The sequence below is a fragment of the Marinobacter confluentis genome (genome assembly GCF_004785685.1).
GTDB lineage: Bacteria > Pseudomonadota > Gammaproteobacteria > Pseudomonadales > Oleiphilaceae > Marinobacter > Marinobacter confluentis.
Genome location: NZ_SRPF01000002.1, coordinates 68,219 through 84,847 on the forward strand (window position 1 = coordinate 68,219; position 16,629 = coordinate 84,847).

Here is a 16,629-nt window from a genome sequence, read left to right on the forward strand (position 1 = left end):
GTTATCTGGTATCATTCCGCCTTTATTCGCCCCCGGTATTCGCTTCGGGCGAATTTCACCACCGGATACACGAGTTTACCCGAGATCCGGTTCTTTATCGTCAGTGTTACAAGAATGGAGAAAAAGTAGTCCATGCGAAATCCAGCAAAAGCGATCGTTCTCGCCCTTTTGGTCGCTATCCCGTCACCGTTTATCCTTGGCTTTCTGTTGGTGACCTTCACCCCGGAACTTTTCCAGATTCTGTCAGCATCCGGAACCAGCGAACTGGCCAATAACACCACGTTCGTTCTTGGCAGTGGCCAGGGCATTGCAGCCTATATTCTGTCCGTCATCCTGTTTGCTCTCGCGGGCTTCTGTACCGTTGCTCTGGCTGCCAAGCCACCCTCCAAGATGAATACCGGTAATACCGGCGCCAGTGCAAAACGGGCGCCCGCCAAAGCCGCGCCGCGTCAATCGAAGCCCCGCCAGCAGGACTTTGACGACCAGGGCCATGACGATACCGGCCCCGAAGGCAATGAAGAAGGCACTGTCAAGTGGTTCAATGTGAAGAAAGGTTTTGGCTTTATCGTTCGTGACAGCGGCGACGAAATTTTCGTGCATTTCCGGGCTATTCGTGGCCAGGGACGCCGCGTTCTACGCCAGGGCCAGCTCGTACGGTTTGACGTAGTGGATGCCGATAAAGGCCTTCAGGCAGACAACGTGTCTATTCTGGAAGACTGATAGCGATCGTTCTGAACCATCGGAACACACTGAAAGAGGCAGCGAACAGCTGCCTTTTTCAGTTCCAGACCGCCAGTTGCTCACCGCGCTGATCAATGCGCCACCAGCGTTCATCTTCCACCGGCTCACCTTCTTTCCAATCGCCGGGGCTGCAACGAATCTCAGTGGCCAGGGCCTGCCAGGCACTGCGACCACACTCCAGATCCGAATCCCAGGGCAATTCCGCCCCTTCAATGATGAGAGATGCATAGCGTTTACCGCCCGCCTGCGGGTAGATGGTCGCCCTGATATCACACCCGTTATAGGCTGCCCGCGCCCTGATTGGCCTCACGCCCTGGACCAACTCCTCGCCGGGCAGATCCAGCTGATCAAGATGGCTGCCAAGCCACTGCCTGACAGCCAGAAGATCAAGATCACGAATATAGATTTCAAGGTCACGCAAGCCCAAACTCTCCGGTCTGATTTTTATCGATCCTATATTGGCCTGACCGGCTACTGGCTGCAACCCGGCGATCCAGCTCTGCCTGAAGGTCGGCGGTTTTAAGAATCCTCAGCGAGCCCTGGCGTTCCCGTTCACGCCAGCGCGCCTCACAGGCATGCTGCCGGGCGTCTATCACCTCAACGGAACACTCAAATCCGTCAATGGCCTGGTGCCGGGCGAGCGCCAGTAACGATTGCCGGCGCAACGAGTCCGCCTGCCCGGCAAGCGCTGCGGCCTCCATCGGGCCACGCTCGGCGAACAGATGCAGACGGGCGGCAGCAGATTCCAGCCAGTTCAGCATGGCCCCCGGTGACGCAACCGATGGTTGCCGGTTTGCAGCTGCGTATTCCACCAGCCCCGGTGCCAGTTCAATACGCCAGCGCTTTTCAATGATTGGCTGATGAGCCGTCAGAATTGCCTGCTTCTGGCTGATGCTGCACGGCGGCATATTGAATGCCTGAAGAGACCGGCCAAGTATCTGCTGCAACTGCTCAACGGCTTTGTCGCTGGCTGGTGAATCCGGGCCGACCAGCAGCACAGACCCGGTAAAACCGGTCACCAATTCACGCGCGACACTGAATTCCGAGGACATGAACGTGATCAGATCTGCCGGCGAGACATTATCCAGCACCAATGTGGGCATGACTGACTGTTCACTGGCCAGCACCTCTGCCTCGCGGCGGAGATTAACCTCAACGGCACCTCCCGGAAGTGCAGAGACCAGGGACCTGAGCAGGCTGCTTTTGCCGCTGCCACGCTCACCCCGGATCCATACCAGGGCCGGTGGATTTGCCGACAGCCGAACGCTGAGGTCATCAACCAGTTGCAACCAGCGGGCATCGGCCATGACCACCGGACGGTCGTCATCAGAGCTACCCGCGTGGCCGTCGCCCATCGGATCTGTCATGGCCACGGGCCAATGGCTGACCGCTTCCAGAACGGCAACGTAGGCTTTTTCCTGCAGCCGGTCTGAGCTTTGAATCAGTGTCTGCAGAAGTTCGGGCCATTCCAGCCACACTGCGCCGGTCACTTCCCGGGCCCTATCCAACCAGTACACCAGCTGGGAAGACAGCAGATTGTCGCTGGCCACCTCAGTCACAATGGGTTGTTCGCACTGGATGGTCCGGGTCAGTTCGTCCAGGTCAACGCCCTGGCGCTGAAGAAAACGGCACAGCTCGGGAATGTCGTCGAGCATGGCCAACAGCAGGTCTTCCAGGGTAACTGCATGCCCTCCGCGGCGGGTTACCCGGGCACGGGCATTCTGCAGAGCAGTCTGACAGTCGGGACTGAGGCATCCTTGCCAGTCTTCCATGAACATCTCCCTGTTCGTTTCGGGGTCTGGGTCAGACCCGGTTGTAGGTGTCCTCGAAGCGCACAATGTCGTCCTCGCCCAGATAACTTCCGGTCTGGACTTCAATCAGTTCCAGCGGAATAACGCCTGGATTGGTCAGGCGATGGGTCACACCAAGAGGAATGTACGTGGACTGGTCTTCCGTCAGCAGCAGAACTTCGTCGCCCCGGTTCACGGTGGCGGTGCCCTTCACGACCACCCAGTGCTCGGCGCGATGATGGTGCTTCTGCAGCGACAAGGAAGCCCCCGGCTTGACCGTAATCCGCTTGACCTGGAAACGCTCTCCGGTTGCGACACCCTCATAGGTCCCCCAGGGACGATGGACCTTTTTGTGGAAACGGTGCTCGGAACGGCCCTGGGCTTTCACCTGGGACACCAGCTTTTTCACATCCTGAACCCGGGACCGGTCGGCGACCAGCACCACATCGTCAGTTTCCACAATCACATGATCGGTCAGGCCCAGAGCCGCAATCAGACGACCTTCGGAATGAATGTAGGAGCCGGAAACGTCTTCGGTGATCACATCCCCTCGGCAGACATTGTCGTTTTCATCGTGCGGCTGGATGTCCCAGAGCGCAGACCAGGACCCGACATCTGACCAGCCGGCATCGAGCGGCACCACCACGGCATCACGGGTTTTTTCCATGACTGCGTAGTCGATGGAGTCATCCGGGCACTGTTTGAAGGCATCGGCACCGACGCGGGTGAAGTCCATGTCCGCCTTGCGCTGGCTCCAGGCTTCGCGGCATGCAGCCATCATTGCGGGCTGCTGGCGCTCCAGTTCTTCAATGTAACGATCGGCGCGGAACAGGAACATACCGCTGTTCCACAGGTAACCACCCTCGCTGAGGTAACGCTCGGCGGTGGCCTGATCCGGCTTTTCCACAAACGCCGCCACATCCTGATAGGTGCCATGGGATTCACCGGATTTGATATAGCCATAGCCGGTATGAGGTGCATCAGGAATAATGCCAAAGGTCACCAGTTTGCCCGCCCGCGCAGCTTTGGAACCCTCAGCGGTGGCCTGGCGAAATGCGTCGTTGTTTTTAAGCACGTGGTCAGAGGGCATGACCAGCAACAGTTCTTCCGGATTCTCTTCCGCGGCTGCCAGCGCCGCCAGGGCAATGGCCGGGGCGGTGTTGCGGCCCACCGGCTCAAGGATGATTCCCGCTGTGCGCTCCGGAGCCTGGGCCTGCAAGTGGGCGGCAACAACAAAACGGTGCTCCTCGTTGGTAATCGCCAGTACCCGCACCTGCTCATCAAGCTGGAGGCCACGATCAATGGTCTCTGCCAGCAGCGAGTCGTCTGACACAACCGGCAAAAACTGCTTCGGGAAAGCTTCACGGGAAAGCGGCCACAGTCGTGTGCCTGAGCCACCTGAGAGAATCACTGCCAGCATGAATCATCCTTGGTCTGAATTTGTCGGAATTTTACCTTAAAGCCCGCGGTAATGTCCCGCCAGGGCTGATTAAATCCCGTATGCTAGGGCAATGAACCAGTATTCTGATGACCTCAACCATAGCCAGTACCGGGTACCCGCTGTTCGCCATCTGGCCTGGATGTGCCAGGCGCCGCAGCTTATGTCACCGTCCCATAGGTTTATCCTGGCGCCACACCTGCCCGCTGACCTGGCCACACGGCTCAGCGCCTGGGATGCAGACCCGGAAAAAGGACCGGACCTGCTCACTGAGACGCCCCCGCGGCGCCTGGGGCAATATTTTGAAAGCCTCTACGAGTGCCTGCTGAAAGACCTGCTGGGCTGGGAGATCCTGCTGAGGAATCAGGCCGTCAGGGCTGACGGCCTCACTCTGGGCGAACTGGATTTCATAGTGCGCAATCCCGCCAATCAGCAGGTGGAACACCACGAGGTCGCTGTGAAATTCTATCTTGGCTTTGCCGGCGCAGAGCAGACACCACCATTGTGGTATGGCCCGAACGCCAGGGACCGGCTGGATCTCAAGTCGGCAAAACTGACCGAACAACAGAGTCGGCTGACGGAAAAGCCGCAAACCAGAGCGCTTCTTCACTCGATGGCGATTCCGACGCCATCCCGTTCCAGGATCTTCATGCCGGGATATCTGTTCTACCCGGCGGGCCAGGCGCTTCCGCCGCCCGCAACGATGCCGGCGGAGCATCTGCGGGGCGAATGGCTTTACATCAGCGAGCTCGACCGTATGACGGCTTCGGCCAGCTTACCGGACGCCCTTAGGGGGCAGTGGGCTCCACTGATGAAACCACACTGGCTGGGGTTGTGGCAGCAGGACATCGAGCCAGAACAGCAGTCCGTTGAAAACGCCCTGGAGATGGTGCGTTCGAAGGCAATTCCACGGCTGTTTGCGGTGCTTGAACCTGTTTCAGGAGAGCACGTCTGGAGGGAGACCTGCCGGTTTTTCGTGGTACCCGACAGTTGGCCAATCGACTGACAGCCGTTTCAAGCGCCGTCTTCCGCAGCTTCCAGTTCCACCCGGTTACGGCCACCTTCCTTGCCCCGGTAAAGCGCACGATCTGCACGGTTAATGGCCGCATTCAGGTCGTCGTCAGGGCGGTATTCGCTGACTCCAGCACTGACCGTAAGCTCAAGGACGTCACCACCCGGGGTCGTCCACTGATTGCCCAGCAATCCTTTGCGGATTCGCTCCGCGCCGACACTGGCTTCATCAATCGTGGTATCCGGCAGAATCGCAAGAAACTCCTCCCCACCCCAACGAGCTACAAGATCCTGCGCCCGCAGCTGTTCCTGGATTACCCTGGCCACCTCCTGTAGCACGAAGTCCCCGGCCTCATGACCATACTGGTCGTTGATCGTCTTGAAGTGGTCAATGTCCAGCACGATGAACGATACCGGATGGCCGCTTCGCTCAAAGCGCGCCAGTTCTTTCTTGGCCAGATAGGTCATGTGCCGGCGGTTAAACAGCCGGGTCAGTGGGTCGGTGGTCGCCATCTGCTGAAGTTTCCGATGCGCCGATGACACATTGCGCAGATAGAAGAACGACAGATAGGCGAACATCGAGAACACCACCGTCAGATTGAACAGGTTCAGCGCCAACAGCGCCTCGGACGCTATGGGCTGCAGCGGCTCAAAGAACCAGGTCATCAGGTACAGGCCAACATAGTAGCCCCACAACACCGTAAACGCCGGCACAGAATGCTTTAAAGGCATACTGACAAACAGCGCAGGAATGAACAGCATCAGGTAGTAATGGAAACCGGCATCCCAGCCGATCATAGAAATACCGATAGCGGCATGAAGTATGACTTCTGCCCAGATCAGACCCACCGCCAGCACATTGAGCTTGCGCCCCAGTGCCCAGTAAGCCACGGCATACATGGTGATGCTGACCACATTAACCCAGGCCAGAATCGGCGAACCCAGGTAATGAAAAATGAAAAAGAAGGCCACATCCACCGAGGCGGCTATCTGACAACAGCGTTTTGCCACCTGCCAGAAGCGGGGCTTGCGGTCCCTGGCAGTTTCCCTGGCGGATTCACTTCCAGCCTGACTCATACAACGGTTACTCTTCGATGAAACACTACTGAAAATACGCTGAAAAACGAGAACTTGCCTGCCAGAAACGTAAAATGATGAAAACTCTGTGTCCCAATTTGTTACCGGAGTTGTGGCAGAATGTAGCCACCTTATAAAACTGCGACAGGTTTTCAATCATGGATGACCAGAGCCAATTCCGACTATTGACCCAGCGGCGCTTTCTGCCCTTCTTTCTGACCCAGTTCTCCGGGGCGTTCAACGACAATCTGTTCAAGCAGACCCTGCTGCTTTTGATTACCTACACGGCCGGTAGCCTTGCAGGCCTGTCCATCGACATTGTCGTTAACATAGCTGCCTTTCTGTTCATCCTGCCATTTTTCCTGTTTTCCGGACTTGCCGGGCAGATGGCCGACAAGTACGAGAAATCCGGTTTTATCCGTTGGGTGAAACTGGCGGAAATCGTGATCATGGCCGTCGCTGCCGTGGGGCTCTGGCATCAATGGTACGAACTGCTGCTTTTGCTGCTGTTCCTGATGGGCACGCAATCCACCTTTTTTGGCCCGGTGAAATACGCCATCCTGCCCCAGGTGCTGGAAGACGACGAACTGGTGGGCGGCAACGCCCTGGTGGAAATGGGCACCTTCGTTGCCATTCTGGTGGGCACCATAGCGGCCGGCTTGTTGATGGGACTGAACGAACCCCACAAACTGGCCGCTTTTGGCGCATTAGGTATCGCCATTCTTGGTTACCTGGCCGCCCGCAGGATTCCGAAAACCGGTACCACCCATGCCGGCGTCAGGATCGGCCTGAACCCTTTCAGGGAAACCTGGAAGCTAATGAGGCTGGCAGCCGAGAATTACTCGGTGCTGCTGTGCATCATGGCCATTTCCTGGTTCTGGTTCCTGGGCGCCGCCTACCTGACGCAGTTCCCCAATTTCGCAAAGACTGACCTGATGGGCGACGAAACCGTTGTCACCCTGCTGCTGGCCATTTTCACCATCGGCATTGCCCTGGGCTCCATGGCCTGCGAGCGGCTTTCAGGGCACCGCATTGAACTGGGCATCGTTCCTATTGGCTCAATCGGACTCAGCCTGTTTGGTCTGGACCTGTATCTGAGCATGCCTGCCAACCCCTCACCTTCCAACTGGCTGTCCATCCTCCAGGACGCAGAATACCGGCGTGTTGCCATCGACCTGCTGGGCATCGGCTTCTTCGGCGGGCTGTTTATCGTTCCACTCTATGCCTTCGTGCAGAAAGAAACGCCGGAAGAGCACCGGGCTCGGGTTATTGCCGCACTGAACGTTTTCAACGCCCTGTTCATGGTAGTCAGTGCCATTATGGGCGTGATCATGCTGGGCGTGATCGGCCTCAGCATTCCGGAGTTTTTCCTGGTGCTGTCGATCATGAATCTGATCGTCGCCGGATTTGTATACCAGCAACTGCCGGAGTTCGCCCTGCGCTTTATCGTATGGATTCTGTCCCATACCATTTACCGCGTGAAACATCAGGGGTTGCGCCAAATTCCGGATGAGGGCCCAGTACTGCTGGTTTGCAACCACGTGACCTACATGGATGCGCTGATCATTGCCGGGGCGGTACGCCGGCCGATACGGTTCGTCATGGACCATCATATCTTCAGAACGCCTTTGCTGGGCGGACTCTTCAGAATGGCCCGCGCCATTCCCATTGGTTCAAAAAACACCGTGCCTGACATCTACAATGCCGCCTTTGAACGAATCGATGAGGAGCTCAAGGCTGGAAACGTGGTGTGCATCTTCCCTGAAGGCCGGCTCACCAGCGACGGCGAGATTGCAGCATTCCGAGCGGGTGTCGACATTATTCTTGAAAGGCGGCCCGTGCCGGTGGTGCCCATGGCCCTGCGCGGCCTGTGGGGAAGCTTCTTCAGCCATTGCGGCGGCCCGGCGATGAGGCACTTCCCGAAGCGCTTTTGGTCACGCATCGAGCTGCTGGCTGAACCGCCCGTGCCGCCAGAAGATGCCAATGCGGCCATGCTGGAAATACGGGTCAAGGATCTGCGGGGCCATAGCCGGTAGCGCCCGGACCAACCATGGGGTCAGACCCCGCGACATTTTGCCTGACAGAATGCACTGGGGTCTGACCCCATCAGGGGATTTGCAGCAGAACCTTGCCGATGTTCTTGTTGTCGGCGACGTGTGCCATGGCGGCGTCTGCTTCTTCAATGGGCCAGGACTGGTCAATCACCGGTTCGATCTGGCGGGCACTCAGCAGGGGCCATACGTGTTTGAACAGGGCCGTCATGACTGCCCCCTTGTCTGCGACCGTGCGCGAACGCAGGGTTGAACCAATCAGGCGCTGGCGTTTGACCAGCATGATACCCAGATCCACTTCTGCCATCCGGCCGCCCAGAATACCAATCAGAACGATCCGCCCATCCACGTTCAGCACTTTCTGATCATCGGCAATGTAGCTACCGCCTACCGGGTCCAGCACCATGTCTACGCCGCCCCAGCCGGTAACCGCTTCCACGAAAGAACCCTTGCTGCGGGTCCAGCTGCCTGACGCGCCCAGGCGCTTGCAGATTTCCAGCTTGTCGTCGTCCCCGGCTGTCGCAAACACTGGGTTGCCCAGCGCCGTAGCCAACTGAATGACCGCGGTGCCCAGGCCGCTGGCCGCGGCGTGCACCAGTACTTTCTCGCCTGGTTTCAACTGGGCTTCGTGATACAGATTCAGCCAGGCGGTAGCGAAAACCTCCGGAATCGCCGCCGCTTCCCGCAGGCCATAGCCCTTTGGAACAGGCAGCACCTGAACCGCAGGAACCACCACCTGCGTGGCATAGCCACCACCCGTTAGAAGCGCGCAGACTTCATCGCCGGGGCTGAAGCTGGTCACGCCTTTGCCCACGCTGGCGACAGTGCCGCTGACCTCAAGGCCAAGAATGTCAGACGCACCGGGCGGCGGTGGGTACACGCCAGCCCTTTGCATCAGGTCGGCGCGGTTGACGGCCGTCCAGGCGATATCAATGGCCACATGATTTTCCGGCACTTCCGTGACTGGCTCGCAGTCTTCCCAGATCAGTGATTGCCCCTTGACCCTGATGGCTTTTGGCATCTGCACATTTCCCCCGCGTTTAGATGTCTTGATCATGATTCAGTAATGTCTGAATTTCTTGGTGATAGAGTTTCTTCAGATAGCTCAGGCGCCACTTTTCCGGCGCTGAGCTTTCAACTGCCGGTGATGATTTCAGCATCCGTATCAGTGTATGCGCTGCAGCCCGGGATTCTGCCGCTGGATCATCCTCTAGGCTGGCATAACACTGATTAGCCGGCACGTATTCCCGGTACGCCAGGCGATCCGGCGCCAGGGCCACACAGCCGGAAGCCATGGCTTCCAGCACCGACAGGCCCTGAAAATCATGCAATGCCGTCGAAACCACCACATCGGCCTGGGCCAGCAGGCGGTCGTAATCTGCCCGATCCTGCAGGAAACCCCAGTTCTGAATCTGCCCATGATAACGCTGGCGGATTTGATCAAAGGCACCCGGCGATTGACGGAACTGCTCCCCCACCACGCTCAGCCGGAAATCCTGCCCCATATCCCCCAGCGCGTCCAGCAGCAATAGGAGACGGTCCGGTGATTTATCGTATTCCCAGCGGTGGTTCCACAAAAGGTGCGGGCAATCGGTGTTCAGTTGCCGGCAACCCGGTTCAAAAAGCCGGTCTTCGATGGGCACGGGCAAGACCGTAGATTTGTCAGCCAGCCTTGCAATCAGACCGTCCGGCAGGCCATCCGGCATCCGGTCAAGAAACGCCCGCGCGCCTTCGAGGAAACTGTCCCGGTTCCAGGCGCTGTTAAACGCCACCCGGTCTGCGGCAATGGCGCTGTAAAGGTTCACCATCTGCGGATCAACGCTGGCATGCTGCTTCCCGGAGTCCGGGTAGGCAAACTGGTTTTCGTGCATGTACAGCAGCGAGGGCGTGTGGCAAAGATGGGGTTGAAAGCTTTTCAGGGTCGCCAGATCCACCATGGAAGTGGCAACCAACAGATCCGAAGGTTCCTGCAGTGCGGGTTCATTCAACCAGGTCAGCGCGTTGCCGCGAATGCGCCAGCGGAAGAACCGGGGCGGCAGCGCCAGCACCTCCCACCTGAAATCCGGCTGACTGGCCACCAGTTGCTTCCGCCAGCGCTGGTGACTGCCAGCGTCGTAGGCGGATAACAGCAGAATTCGGGGCTTGTCTGAATCGGGCATGGCCGCATTCTGACACTAATCCCGGTTGGACAACCACACACTTTGGTAAGGTTTCAGGGTAATGCTGCCGGAAAGGTCGTTGACTGCCATGCCGGAAATCAGATCCTGCCAGTGGTCCGTGCCAATCAGGTTGATCTCCGCCAGCGACACCTCCTGGGTTTCGCTGGTGATGTTGTGAATACAGAAAATGGACTGGTCACGTCGCATGCTCTGGCGCCAGAACCCGAACAGCTGCAACCCGAGATGCAGGGTGAACTGGGTAGCGTTTGGATGAAAAGCCGGCTGCCTGCGGCGAATGGCAATCAACCGCTTGAGTTCATTGAACACCCTGTGATGATGATTCTGCGGGTCCGCCAGCTGGGTTTCCAGGCGATCTATCTGGCACTGGGCCCGGTTGATGGAGCGGAAACGCCCAGTGTTTTCCATCCGGTCGTAATCGTTTTCAGTGCCCAGCAGGCTGTGAATGTAGAAGGCCGGAATACCCTCAAGCGCCAGCATCACTGTGTGAGCGCAGATGAAGCGTTGCATTTGCCAATGGTCAGCACCTTTTTCGGCGGTGCCTTTTAGCGCATCAAACAGCGCGATGTTCATTTCATAGGGCTGATCCTTGCCATCCGGGGTACGGCGGTAAGACACCTTGCCGCCGAAAGATTCCATGGTGTTGATCAGCCGCTGTTTTTCGTCCTCATCCAGCAGGCCGTCGGTCGGCCGCAACCCCACCCCGTCGTGGGAGGCAATGAAATTCAGGTAGGTGGTGCCCATCTGCGCCGGCGGCATGCTCATGAGCCAGGTTTTCAGATGTCGGCAGTTGCCGGTGACCAGAGTATTGATCAGCAGCGGCGGCAGAGAAAAATTATAGATAACGTGGGCTTCATTGGCGTTGCCCAGGTAGGTCAGGTTCTCCCGATTGGGCACGTTGGTTTCGGTAATGACAACGCACTCGGGCGTGTGGTGTTCAATCAGCAACCGCAGAATCTTGATCAGCTCGTGGGTCTGCTGCAGGTGGATCGAGGGCGTGCCCACTTCCTTCCAGAGGAACGCCACTGCGTCCATCCGGAAATAGGTGATCCCCCGTTCCAGGTAATAGCGGATAATGCCGACAAACTCATTCAGCACCTCCGGGTTGGCAAAGTTCAGGTCTACCTGATCTTCGCTGAAGGTACACCAGACATACCGCTCGCCGTCTTCCGTCTGCACCGCATTCAGCAGCGGCGAGGTTCTGGGTCTGACCACCGCGCTCAGATCATCGCCTGGCCTGGCTTCAAAGAAATAGTCTTTACCCGGATCGATCCGCTTTTTGAAATTCTCGAACCAGCGGCTCCGCGCCGACATATGATTGATCACCAGATCGGACATCACCTTGTAACGCCTGGCGATGGCCTCAACGTCTTCCCAGTCGCCGTGGGATTCATTCACCGCGAGGTAGTCCATCACCGAAAAGCCATCATCGGAGCTGTAGGGGAAAAACGGCAGCAGATGGACCACAGACACGGTATCGCTCAGGCAGTCGTCCAGGAACCGCAGCAGGGTTTTCAGTGGCTTCTCGCCCGCTGACTGCACCGTATCCGCGTAGGTGATCAGCATGACGTCCGATTCGTCCCAGTTGTTCTGGTGCGCCGGTGGCGCAGCGGCATCATCCGCCAGCCCCATGGTCTCCAGCAGGCGGGCCGCCAGTGCCGGGGCATCCAGCTCGGGATAAACCACGCCCAGCATGGTCGCCAGCTTGTGATGAAGGGGGCGGGTCACGGGCGGGAAAACTCCTCGTTATCCAGTTCCACCGCTTCCATCAACTGTTCCTTGATATCCGGAATGGCACTGGTCACCCGGTTCCAGCTGGGAATGAACGGTGTGTCCATGGGGTTATCCAGAAAATAGGCCCCGGCCAGCATCACGTTCTGGGCAAACAGTTCCACCGCTTTCTCTTCCTTATGGCGATCAAAATCCAGACCGTTGATGACGGCATCGCTCTGATAGGTCTCGATGAAATCCAGGGCAATCCGGTAATACGTGGCCTTGATGGTGCGGAACTTCTCGTTGGAAAAAATCTCGCCATTAGTGGCCAGCTTTCGGAACAGTGCCTTGCTGATGTCCGTGCTCATCTTCGAAAGGCCTTTGCTGGCGTCCTCCTCAGACAGGTCCTGGTGCTTGTGATCGTAGGTGTCGGCAATGTCCACCTGGCACAGGCGGTTGGTGGCGTAGTTGCGCTTCATTTCCGACAGCACCCCGACTTCCAGCCCCCAGTCGCTGGGAATACGCAGATCGTTGATCACATCGGTGCGAAACGAGAATTCGCCGGCCAGTGGGTAGCGGAAGCTGTCCAGGTAATCCAGATAATCGTTGGGGCCGGCGACTTTTTTGAGCGCGCGAATCAGCGGGGTGACCAATAACCGGCTGACCCGCCCGTTCATGTTGCCTTCTGCTACCCGGGCGTAATACCCCTTGCAGAACATGTAATTGAAACCGGGGTTGGCCACCGGGTAGATCAGCCTGGCGACCAGGTCCCGGCTATAGGTCAGGATGTCACAGTCGTGCAAGGCCACGGCTTTGCTGCGGCCACTGGCCAGGATATAACCGAAGCAGTACCAGACGTTGCGCCCCTTCCCCATTTCCGTGGGAGCCAGGTTCTGATCCCGCAACTGTTTGTCCAGCGCCCGAAGCCTTGGCCCGTCGTTCCAGAGCACCCGCACGTGCTGGGGCAGCTCCGAGAAATATTCCAGGGCATGGCGGTACTGAGCTTCATCGGCCCGGTCCAGACCGATCACGATCTGCTCCAGGTAGGGCACCTTGGCCAGTTCGCTGACAATATTTTTAAGCGCCGGCCCTTCCAGTTCAGAGTAGAGGGAAGGCAGCACCAGCGACATGGGCCGCTCCTTGCGAAAGCCCATCAATTCCTTTTCCAGATCTTCCACAGGCCGGCGAACCAGGTTGTGAAGGGTCGTGATTATTCCGTTCTGGTAAAAGTCGCCCATGGTGGCGCTCCTGTTGGGTTAAGGCCTGATCAGTAGCCGTATTCGATCAGCAGGTTCAGCACGCATTCATTCCAGCCCGCCGGCCCCGGCTTGAGCGACCGGATGGCGCGGCTCTGGGACGGCAGCACCACGCTGTCTGAGTGCACACCCCGAACAATCACCGCGATATCCGCCTCTTCCAGCATGTGCTGGTCGTTAGGGCTGTCGCCCAGCGCAATCGCAATCATTCGGCCTGCCGGATCCTGCTCCTTGTATTTCTTCAGCAAAAACCGGACCCCATCGGCTTTATCGAAATTTCCCATGGCGTGAAGAAAGCGCCCGCCCTGGACCAGACGGCAGTTTTCCGCTTCCAGTTTCTGACGGAATGCGGCCAGCGATTCTTCATCCCCGTGCCACAGCAGCGGCTCGGTCGCGACTCTGTCCCGTGCCAGTTCCGCTTCTGCTTCAGACAGGCGGGAGTGCTTTGAAATCTCAGCAGGAGACATATCCGCAAATCCGGAGAACTCAAAGCCCTCCTCCCGTAGCCTGGCCAGCAACGCCAGCACATCGGCTCTGGGTGCCCCAAAACGTTTCACCTGCTCATCCGACGCCCCAAAACAGTTCGCCGGTATCACCACCGCTGCACCATTTTCGACAATGAACGGTGCCTGATTCCCCATCTGTTCACGCACCTTGCGGATTTCGCTGATGGTTTTACTGGAATTCAGCACCACCGGAATCTCTGATGCCGCAAGCCTCTCCATCGCCGATCTGGCGGGGGACCAGTCGTAGTTGTCGTGGTCCAGAAGCGTGCCATCCAAATCGGAAAATATGATCAGACGGGGCTTGGGCATAACCGTATCCTCTATTGACGCTGACGGATCAGCGGTTCGCTATAACTGTGATCATCACCAACATAAACCACCGCATCCGCACGGGCGGGCATTTCGGCGAGGCAGGCGCGGGTAATCCGCTCGTAATGCATGATGAAACGGGCAATCTGATCATTGGACATCAAACGGCTGGACTGTGGGCCGCCCTGTTCTGGTGCAACGCTGGTTTTCTGTTTCAGTTTCTGTTCCTGGAGCGTGCGCCACTCCAGAACGGACTCCATGGACGGAGCCTTCAGCATGATCAGACAGTCAATCTGCCCGAAGAATGTCGAATACTCGCCTTTAAGACACTGGTTGACGTAACGCCGCCAGGCACCATCGGTGTCTTCCTGTTGTTCCAGAACGTTGATCGGTTCAGCAAGGGATTCCCCGCTGGCCTCCGGCAGGGCGCCAACGCACCAGCCTTCAAGCAGCACCACCTCTGCCCGGCCTTTGAATACAGGCCAGCTTGCCCGGGGCGCGCGGTCGTCCCGGGCTTTTTCAAAAGCGGGAATCGGTGTGTCGGAATCCGCGCTGGCAGAAATGAGCCGGTCGATCAGCTGCTGACCCAAAGCCAGATCATGGGTGCCGGGCACGCCACGGGTCAGCAACAGGGGATGCTGTTCCGCCGCCAGGGTTTCACGCTCGGCTCGGGTGAGATACAGATCGTCAATGGAAAAGCTGGCTGTCGGCACGTTATACAGAACCGTCAGCAGCTCCTTCAGAAACAGGGTCAGCGTAGACTTGCCAGTACCCTGGGCGCCGTTGACGCCGACAATGACCGGCCGCTGACGGTCCCCCCGAAGGCTCTGGATGTGCTGCGCCAAGGGCAGAATAACCTTGCGAACAATGTCCCCGTAGGACGCCGGCAGGGATTCCTGCTCAATTAATCGGTGAATAATGCTGGTGAGATCGGGCGTTGCCACGTCGGTTTCCCCGGTTTTTAGTGTTTGCTGGCCTCAGGACATAATCACTGAGGCTGCAGGTTCTATACCAATAGCAGTATAGGTTGCTGATTTGGCGTTTGTCGCACCCGCTGCAAATCTGGGAGACTAAAGGCCTATTCGCCTTGCCCTGAGCCAGATATGACTGACCAGAAGATAGAAATTGAACACCGATACCTTGAGCTGCCCGACAGCTTTTACACCCGGGTAAAACCGTCGCCACTGAAAGAAGGCCGGATCGTGTGTTTCAACGCGCCCCTGGCACAAGCGATGGGCTTCCAGGCAACCGACCCCTCCGACTGGGCAGGCGTTGGTTCAGGAACCGAGCTTCTGGAAGGTATGGATCCGGTGGCCATGAAATACACCGGCCATCAGTTCGGAGTGTACAACCCGGAACTGGGTGACGGCCGCGGCCTTCTGCTTTGGGAAACCGTCGGCCCGGATGGCCGCCGCTGGGACTGGCACCTGAAAGGCGCGGGCATGACCCCCTATTCCCGCTTCGGCGACGGACGGGCGGTATTGCGTTCCACCATTCGCGAATACCTGTGCAGCGAAGCCATGGCAGGCCTGGGCATTCCCACTACCCGCGCACTCTTTATGGTGAGTGCCAGAGACCCGGTGCGCCGGGAATCCATCGAAACCGCCGCCACCCTGTTGCGCGTGACCCAGAGCCATATCCGCTTCGGGCACTTCGAATTTGCCGCCCATCATCACGGTGAGAAGGCGCTGCGCTCACTGCTGGAACATGTTATTGGGTTGCACTACCCGGAACTGGCGGAATTGCCAGAGCAGGAACGCTACCAGCGCTGGTACCAGGAAACCGTGGAACGCACCGCCCGCCTGATTGCCGACTGGCAGGCCGTGGGCTTCTGCCACGGGGTAATGAACAGCGACAACATGTCCATCATTGGCGAAACCTTTGACTATGGCCCCTTCGCCTTCCTGGACGATTTCGACGCCGGTTACATCTGCAACCACACCGACCAGGGCGGGCGCTACGCCTACAACCGCCAACCCAACGTCGGCTTTGTGAACTGCCAGTACCTGGCCAACGCTCTGGTGCCGGTCATGAATGAGGACGACGTGCGCCGCGGCCTGCGCAACTATGAAATCGCCTACAACCAGCGCTTTCTGCAGACTATGCGTAACAAGTTGGGTCTGGCGAAAGAATCCGAAACAGATCTCAGTTTGATCATGGACACCTTCAGCATGCTCCATGAACACAGTATCGACTACACCCTGTTTTTCCGGGGGCTTTCCAGCCTTTCTGCAAACGGCAGGGCATCCGTGCGGAATCTGTTCGTGGACCGCAGCGTGGCAGACGAATGGCTGTCCCGTTATCAGGAACGGTTAGAGGAAGAAGAAGTCTCCGATGAAAAACGTGAAGCCGGGATGCGGGCCGTAAACCCCAAGTACATCCTGAGAAACTACCTGGCCCAAAAGGTAATTATGGAAGCCCAGAATGGCGACTATGAGCCCATGGAGAGACTGCTGGCGGTGCTGACACGGCCATTCGACGAACAGCCGGAAAACGAGGAATTCGCAGCGCCTCCCCCGGATTGGGGGAAGCACCTGAACATCAGTTGCTCTTCCTGAGC

Annotated in this window: 14 protein-coding genes; 4 read left to right on the plus strand and 10 right to left on the minus strand. The window is 58.0% G+C overall.

All coding sequences use genetic code 11. The features are described from left to right. The first annotated feature begins 132 nt into the window (after positions 1-132). On the plus strand, positions 133-720 hold the full coding sequence (locus tag E5Q11_RS18105) for a cold-shock protein (RefSeq protein WP_135802499.1): 588 nt from the start codon (positions 133-135) through the stop codon (positions 718-720). A 58-nt stretch (positions 721-778) separates the two neighbouring features. Here E5Q11_RS18105 and E5Q11_RS05890 read toward each other — a convergent pair whose 3' ends face one another. Genes E5Q11_RS05890 through E5Q11_RS05900 form a run of 3 tightly spaced genes read right to left on the minus strand, consistent with a single transcriptional unit; the run spans position 779 to position 3,951 of the window. Then, positions 779-1,162, minus strand: coding sequence for a hypothetical protein (locus E5Q11_RS05890; RefSeq protein ID WP_135802500.1), 384 nt, complete (start codon positions 1,160-1,162; stop codon positions 779-781). After that, positions 1,155-2,513: a hypothetical protein gene (locus E5Q11_RS05895; protein ID WP_135802501.1), complete on the minus strand. Its 1,359-nt coding sequence runs from the start codon at positions 2,511-2,513 to the stop codon at positions 1,155-1,157. The genes E5Q11_RS05890 and E5Q11_RS05895 overlap by 8 nt, the downstream gene beginning before the upstream one ends. A gap of 31 nt (positions 2,514-2,544) precedes the next feature. Beyond that, on the minus strand, positions 2,545-3,951 hold the full coding sequence (locus tag E5Q11_RS05900) for a mannose-1-phosphate guanylyltransferase/mannose-6-phosphate isomerase (protein WP_135802502.1): 1,407 nt from the start codon (positions 3,949-3,951) through the stop codon (positions 2,545-2,547). Between the two features lie 91 nt (positions 3,952-4,042). Between E5Q11_RS05900 and E5Q11_RS05905 the strand changes: the two genes are divergently transcribed. Continuing rightward, on the plus strand, positions 4,043-4,975 hold the full coding sequence (locus E5Q11_RS05905) for a DUF1853 family protein (RefSeq protein WP_135802503.1): 933 nt from the start codon (positions 4,043-4,045) through the stop codon (positions 4,973-4,975). A gap of 8 nt (positions 4,976-4,983) precedes the next feature. On the opposite strand, the gene E5Q11_RS05910 is transcribed toward E5Q11_RS05905, so the two are convergent. After that, on the minus strand, positions 4,984-6,057 hold the full coding sequence (locus E5Q11_RS05910; protein ID WP_135802504.1) for a GGDEF domain-containing protein: 1,074 nt from the start codon (positions 6,055-6,057) through the stop codon (positions 4,984-4,986). A gap of 158 nt (positions 6,058-6,215) precedes the next feature. Between E5Q11_RS05910 and E5Q11_RS05915 the strand changes: the two genes are divergently transcribed. Beyond that, positions 6,216-8,093, plus strand: coding sequence for an MFS transporter (locus E5Q11_RS05915; RefSeq protein ID WP_135802505.1), 1,878 nt, complete (start codon positions 6,216-6,218; stop codon positions 8,091-8,093). 70 nt (positions 8,094-8,163) lie between these two features. On the opposite strand, the gene E5Q11_RS05920 is transcribed toward E5Q11_RS05915, so the two are convergent. The 6 genes from E5Q11_RS05920 to E5Q11_RS05945 are packed head-to-tail and all read right to left on the minus strand — an operon-like array spanning position 8,164 to position 15,013. Then, complete coding sequence (locus tag E5Q11_RS05920; protein WP_135802506.1) at positions 8,164-9,129, minus strand: NAD(P)H-quinone oxidoreductase; 966 nt, start codon at positions 9,127-9,129, stop codon at positions 8,164-8,166. Between the two features lie 19 nt (positions 9,130-9,148). Beyond that, positions 9,149-10,267: a tRNA-queuosine alpha-mannosyltransferase domain-containing protein gene (locus E5Q11_RS05925; RefSeq protein ID WP_135802507.1), complete on the minus strand. Its 1,119-nt coding sequence runs from the start codon at positions 10,265-10,267 to the stop codon at positions 9,149-9,151. Positions 10,268-10,282: 15 nt separating this feature from the next. Continuing rightward, complete coding sequence (locus E5Q11_RS05930; RefSeq protein WP_135802508.1) at positions 10,283-12,013, minus strand: sugar phosphorylase; 1,731 nt, start codon at positions 12,011-12,013, stop codon at positions 10,283-10,285. Further along, on the minus strand, positions 12,010-13,236 hold the full coding sequence (locus E5Q11_RS05935) for a glycosyltransferase family protein (RefSeq protein ID WP_135802509.1): 1,227 nt from the start codon (positions 13,234-13,236) through the stop codon (positions 12,010-12,012). Before E5Q11_RS05935 ends, E5Q11_RS05930 begins: the two co-directional genes overlap by 4 nt. A gap of 29 nt (positions 13,237-13,265) precedes the next feature. Beyond that, positions 13,266-14,069: an HAD-IIB family hydrolase gene (locus E5Q11_RS05940; protein WP_135802510.1), complete on the minus strand. Its 804-nt coding sequence runs from the start codon at positions 14,067-14,069 to the stop codon at positions 13,266-13,268. 11 nt (positions 14,070-14,080) lie between these two features. Then, on the minus strand, positions 14,081-15,013 hold the full coding sequence (locus tag E5Q11_RS05945) for a hypothetical protein (RefSeq protein ID WP_135802511.1): 933 nt from the start codon (positions 15,011-15,013) through the stop codon (positions 14,081-14,083). Positions 15,014-15,172: 159 nt separating this feature from the next. Between E5Q11_RS05945 and E5Q11_RS05950 the strand changes: the two genes are divergently transcribed. Then, positions 15,173-16,627, plus strand: coding sequence for a protein adenylyltransferase SelO (locus E5Q11_RS05950; RefSeq protein ID WP_135802512.1), 1,455 nt, complete (start codon positions 15,173-15,175; stop codon positions 16,625-16,627). Positions 16,628-16,629: the final 2 nt, after the last annotated feature.

What these genes read in the sequence shown, in the direction of transcription:
- E5Q11_RS18105 (WP_135802499.1), top strand. Translation starts at nt 133, where the DNA reads ATGCGAAATCCAGCAAAAGCGATCGTTCTCGCCCTTTTGGTCGCTATC.
- E5Q11_RS05895 (WP_135802501.1), bottom strand. Translation starts at nt 2,513, where the DNA reads ATGGAAGACTGGCAAGGATGCCTCAGTCCCGACTGTCAGACTGCTCTG.
- E5Q11_RS05900 (WP_135802502.1), bottom strand. Translation starts at nt 3,951, where the DNA reads ATGCTGGCAGTGATTCTCTCAGGTGGCTCAGGCACACGACTGTGGCCG.
- E5Q11_RS05905 (WP_135802503.1), top strand. Translation starts at nt 4,043, where the DNA reads ATGAACCAGTATTCTGATGACCTCAACCATAGCCAGTACCGGGTACCC.
- E5Q11_RS05910 (WP_135802504.1), bottom strand. Translation starts at nt 6,057, where the DNA reads ATGAGTCAGGCTGGAAGTGAATCCGCCAGGGAAACTGCCAGGGACCGC.
- E5Q11_RS05915 (WP_135802505.1), top strand. Translation starts at nt 6,216, where the DNA reads ATGGATGACCAGAGCCAATTCCGACTATTGACCCAGCGGCGCTTTCTG.
- E5Q11_RS05920 (WP_135802506.1), bottom strand. Translation starts at nt 9,129, where the DNA reads ATGCCAAAAGCCATCAGGGTCAAGGGGCAATCACTGATCTGGGAAGAC.
- E5Q11_RS05925 (WP_135802507.1), bottom strand. Translation starts at nt 10,267, where the DNA reads ATGCCCGATTCAGACAAGCCCCGAATTCTGCTGTTATCCGCCTACGAC.
- E5Q11_RS05935 (WP_135802509.1), bottom strand. Translation starts at nt 13,236, where the DNA reads ATGGGCGACTTTTACCAGAACGGAATAATCACGACCCTTCACAACCTG.
- E5Q11_RS05940 (WP_135802510.1), bottom strand. Translation starts at nt 14,069, where the DNA reads ATGCCCAAGCCCCGTCTGATCATATTTTCCGATTTGGATGGCACGCTT.
- E5Q11_RS05950 (WP_135802512.1), top strand. Translation starts at nt 15,173, where the DNA reads ATGACTGACCAGAAGATAGAAATTGAACACCGATACCTTGAGCTGCCC.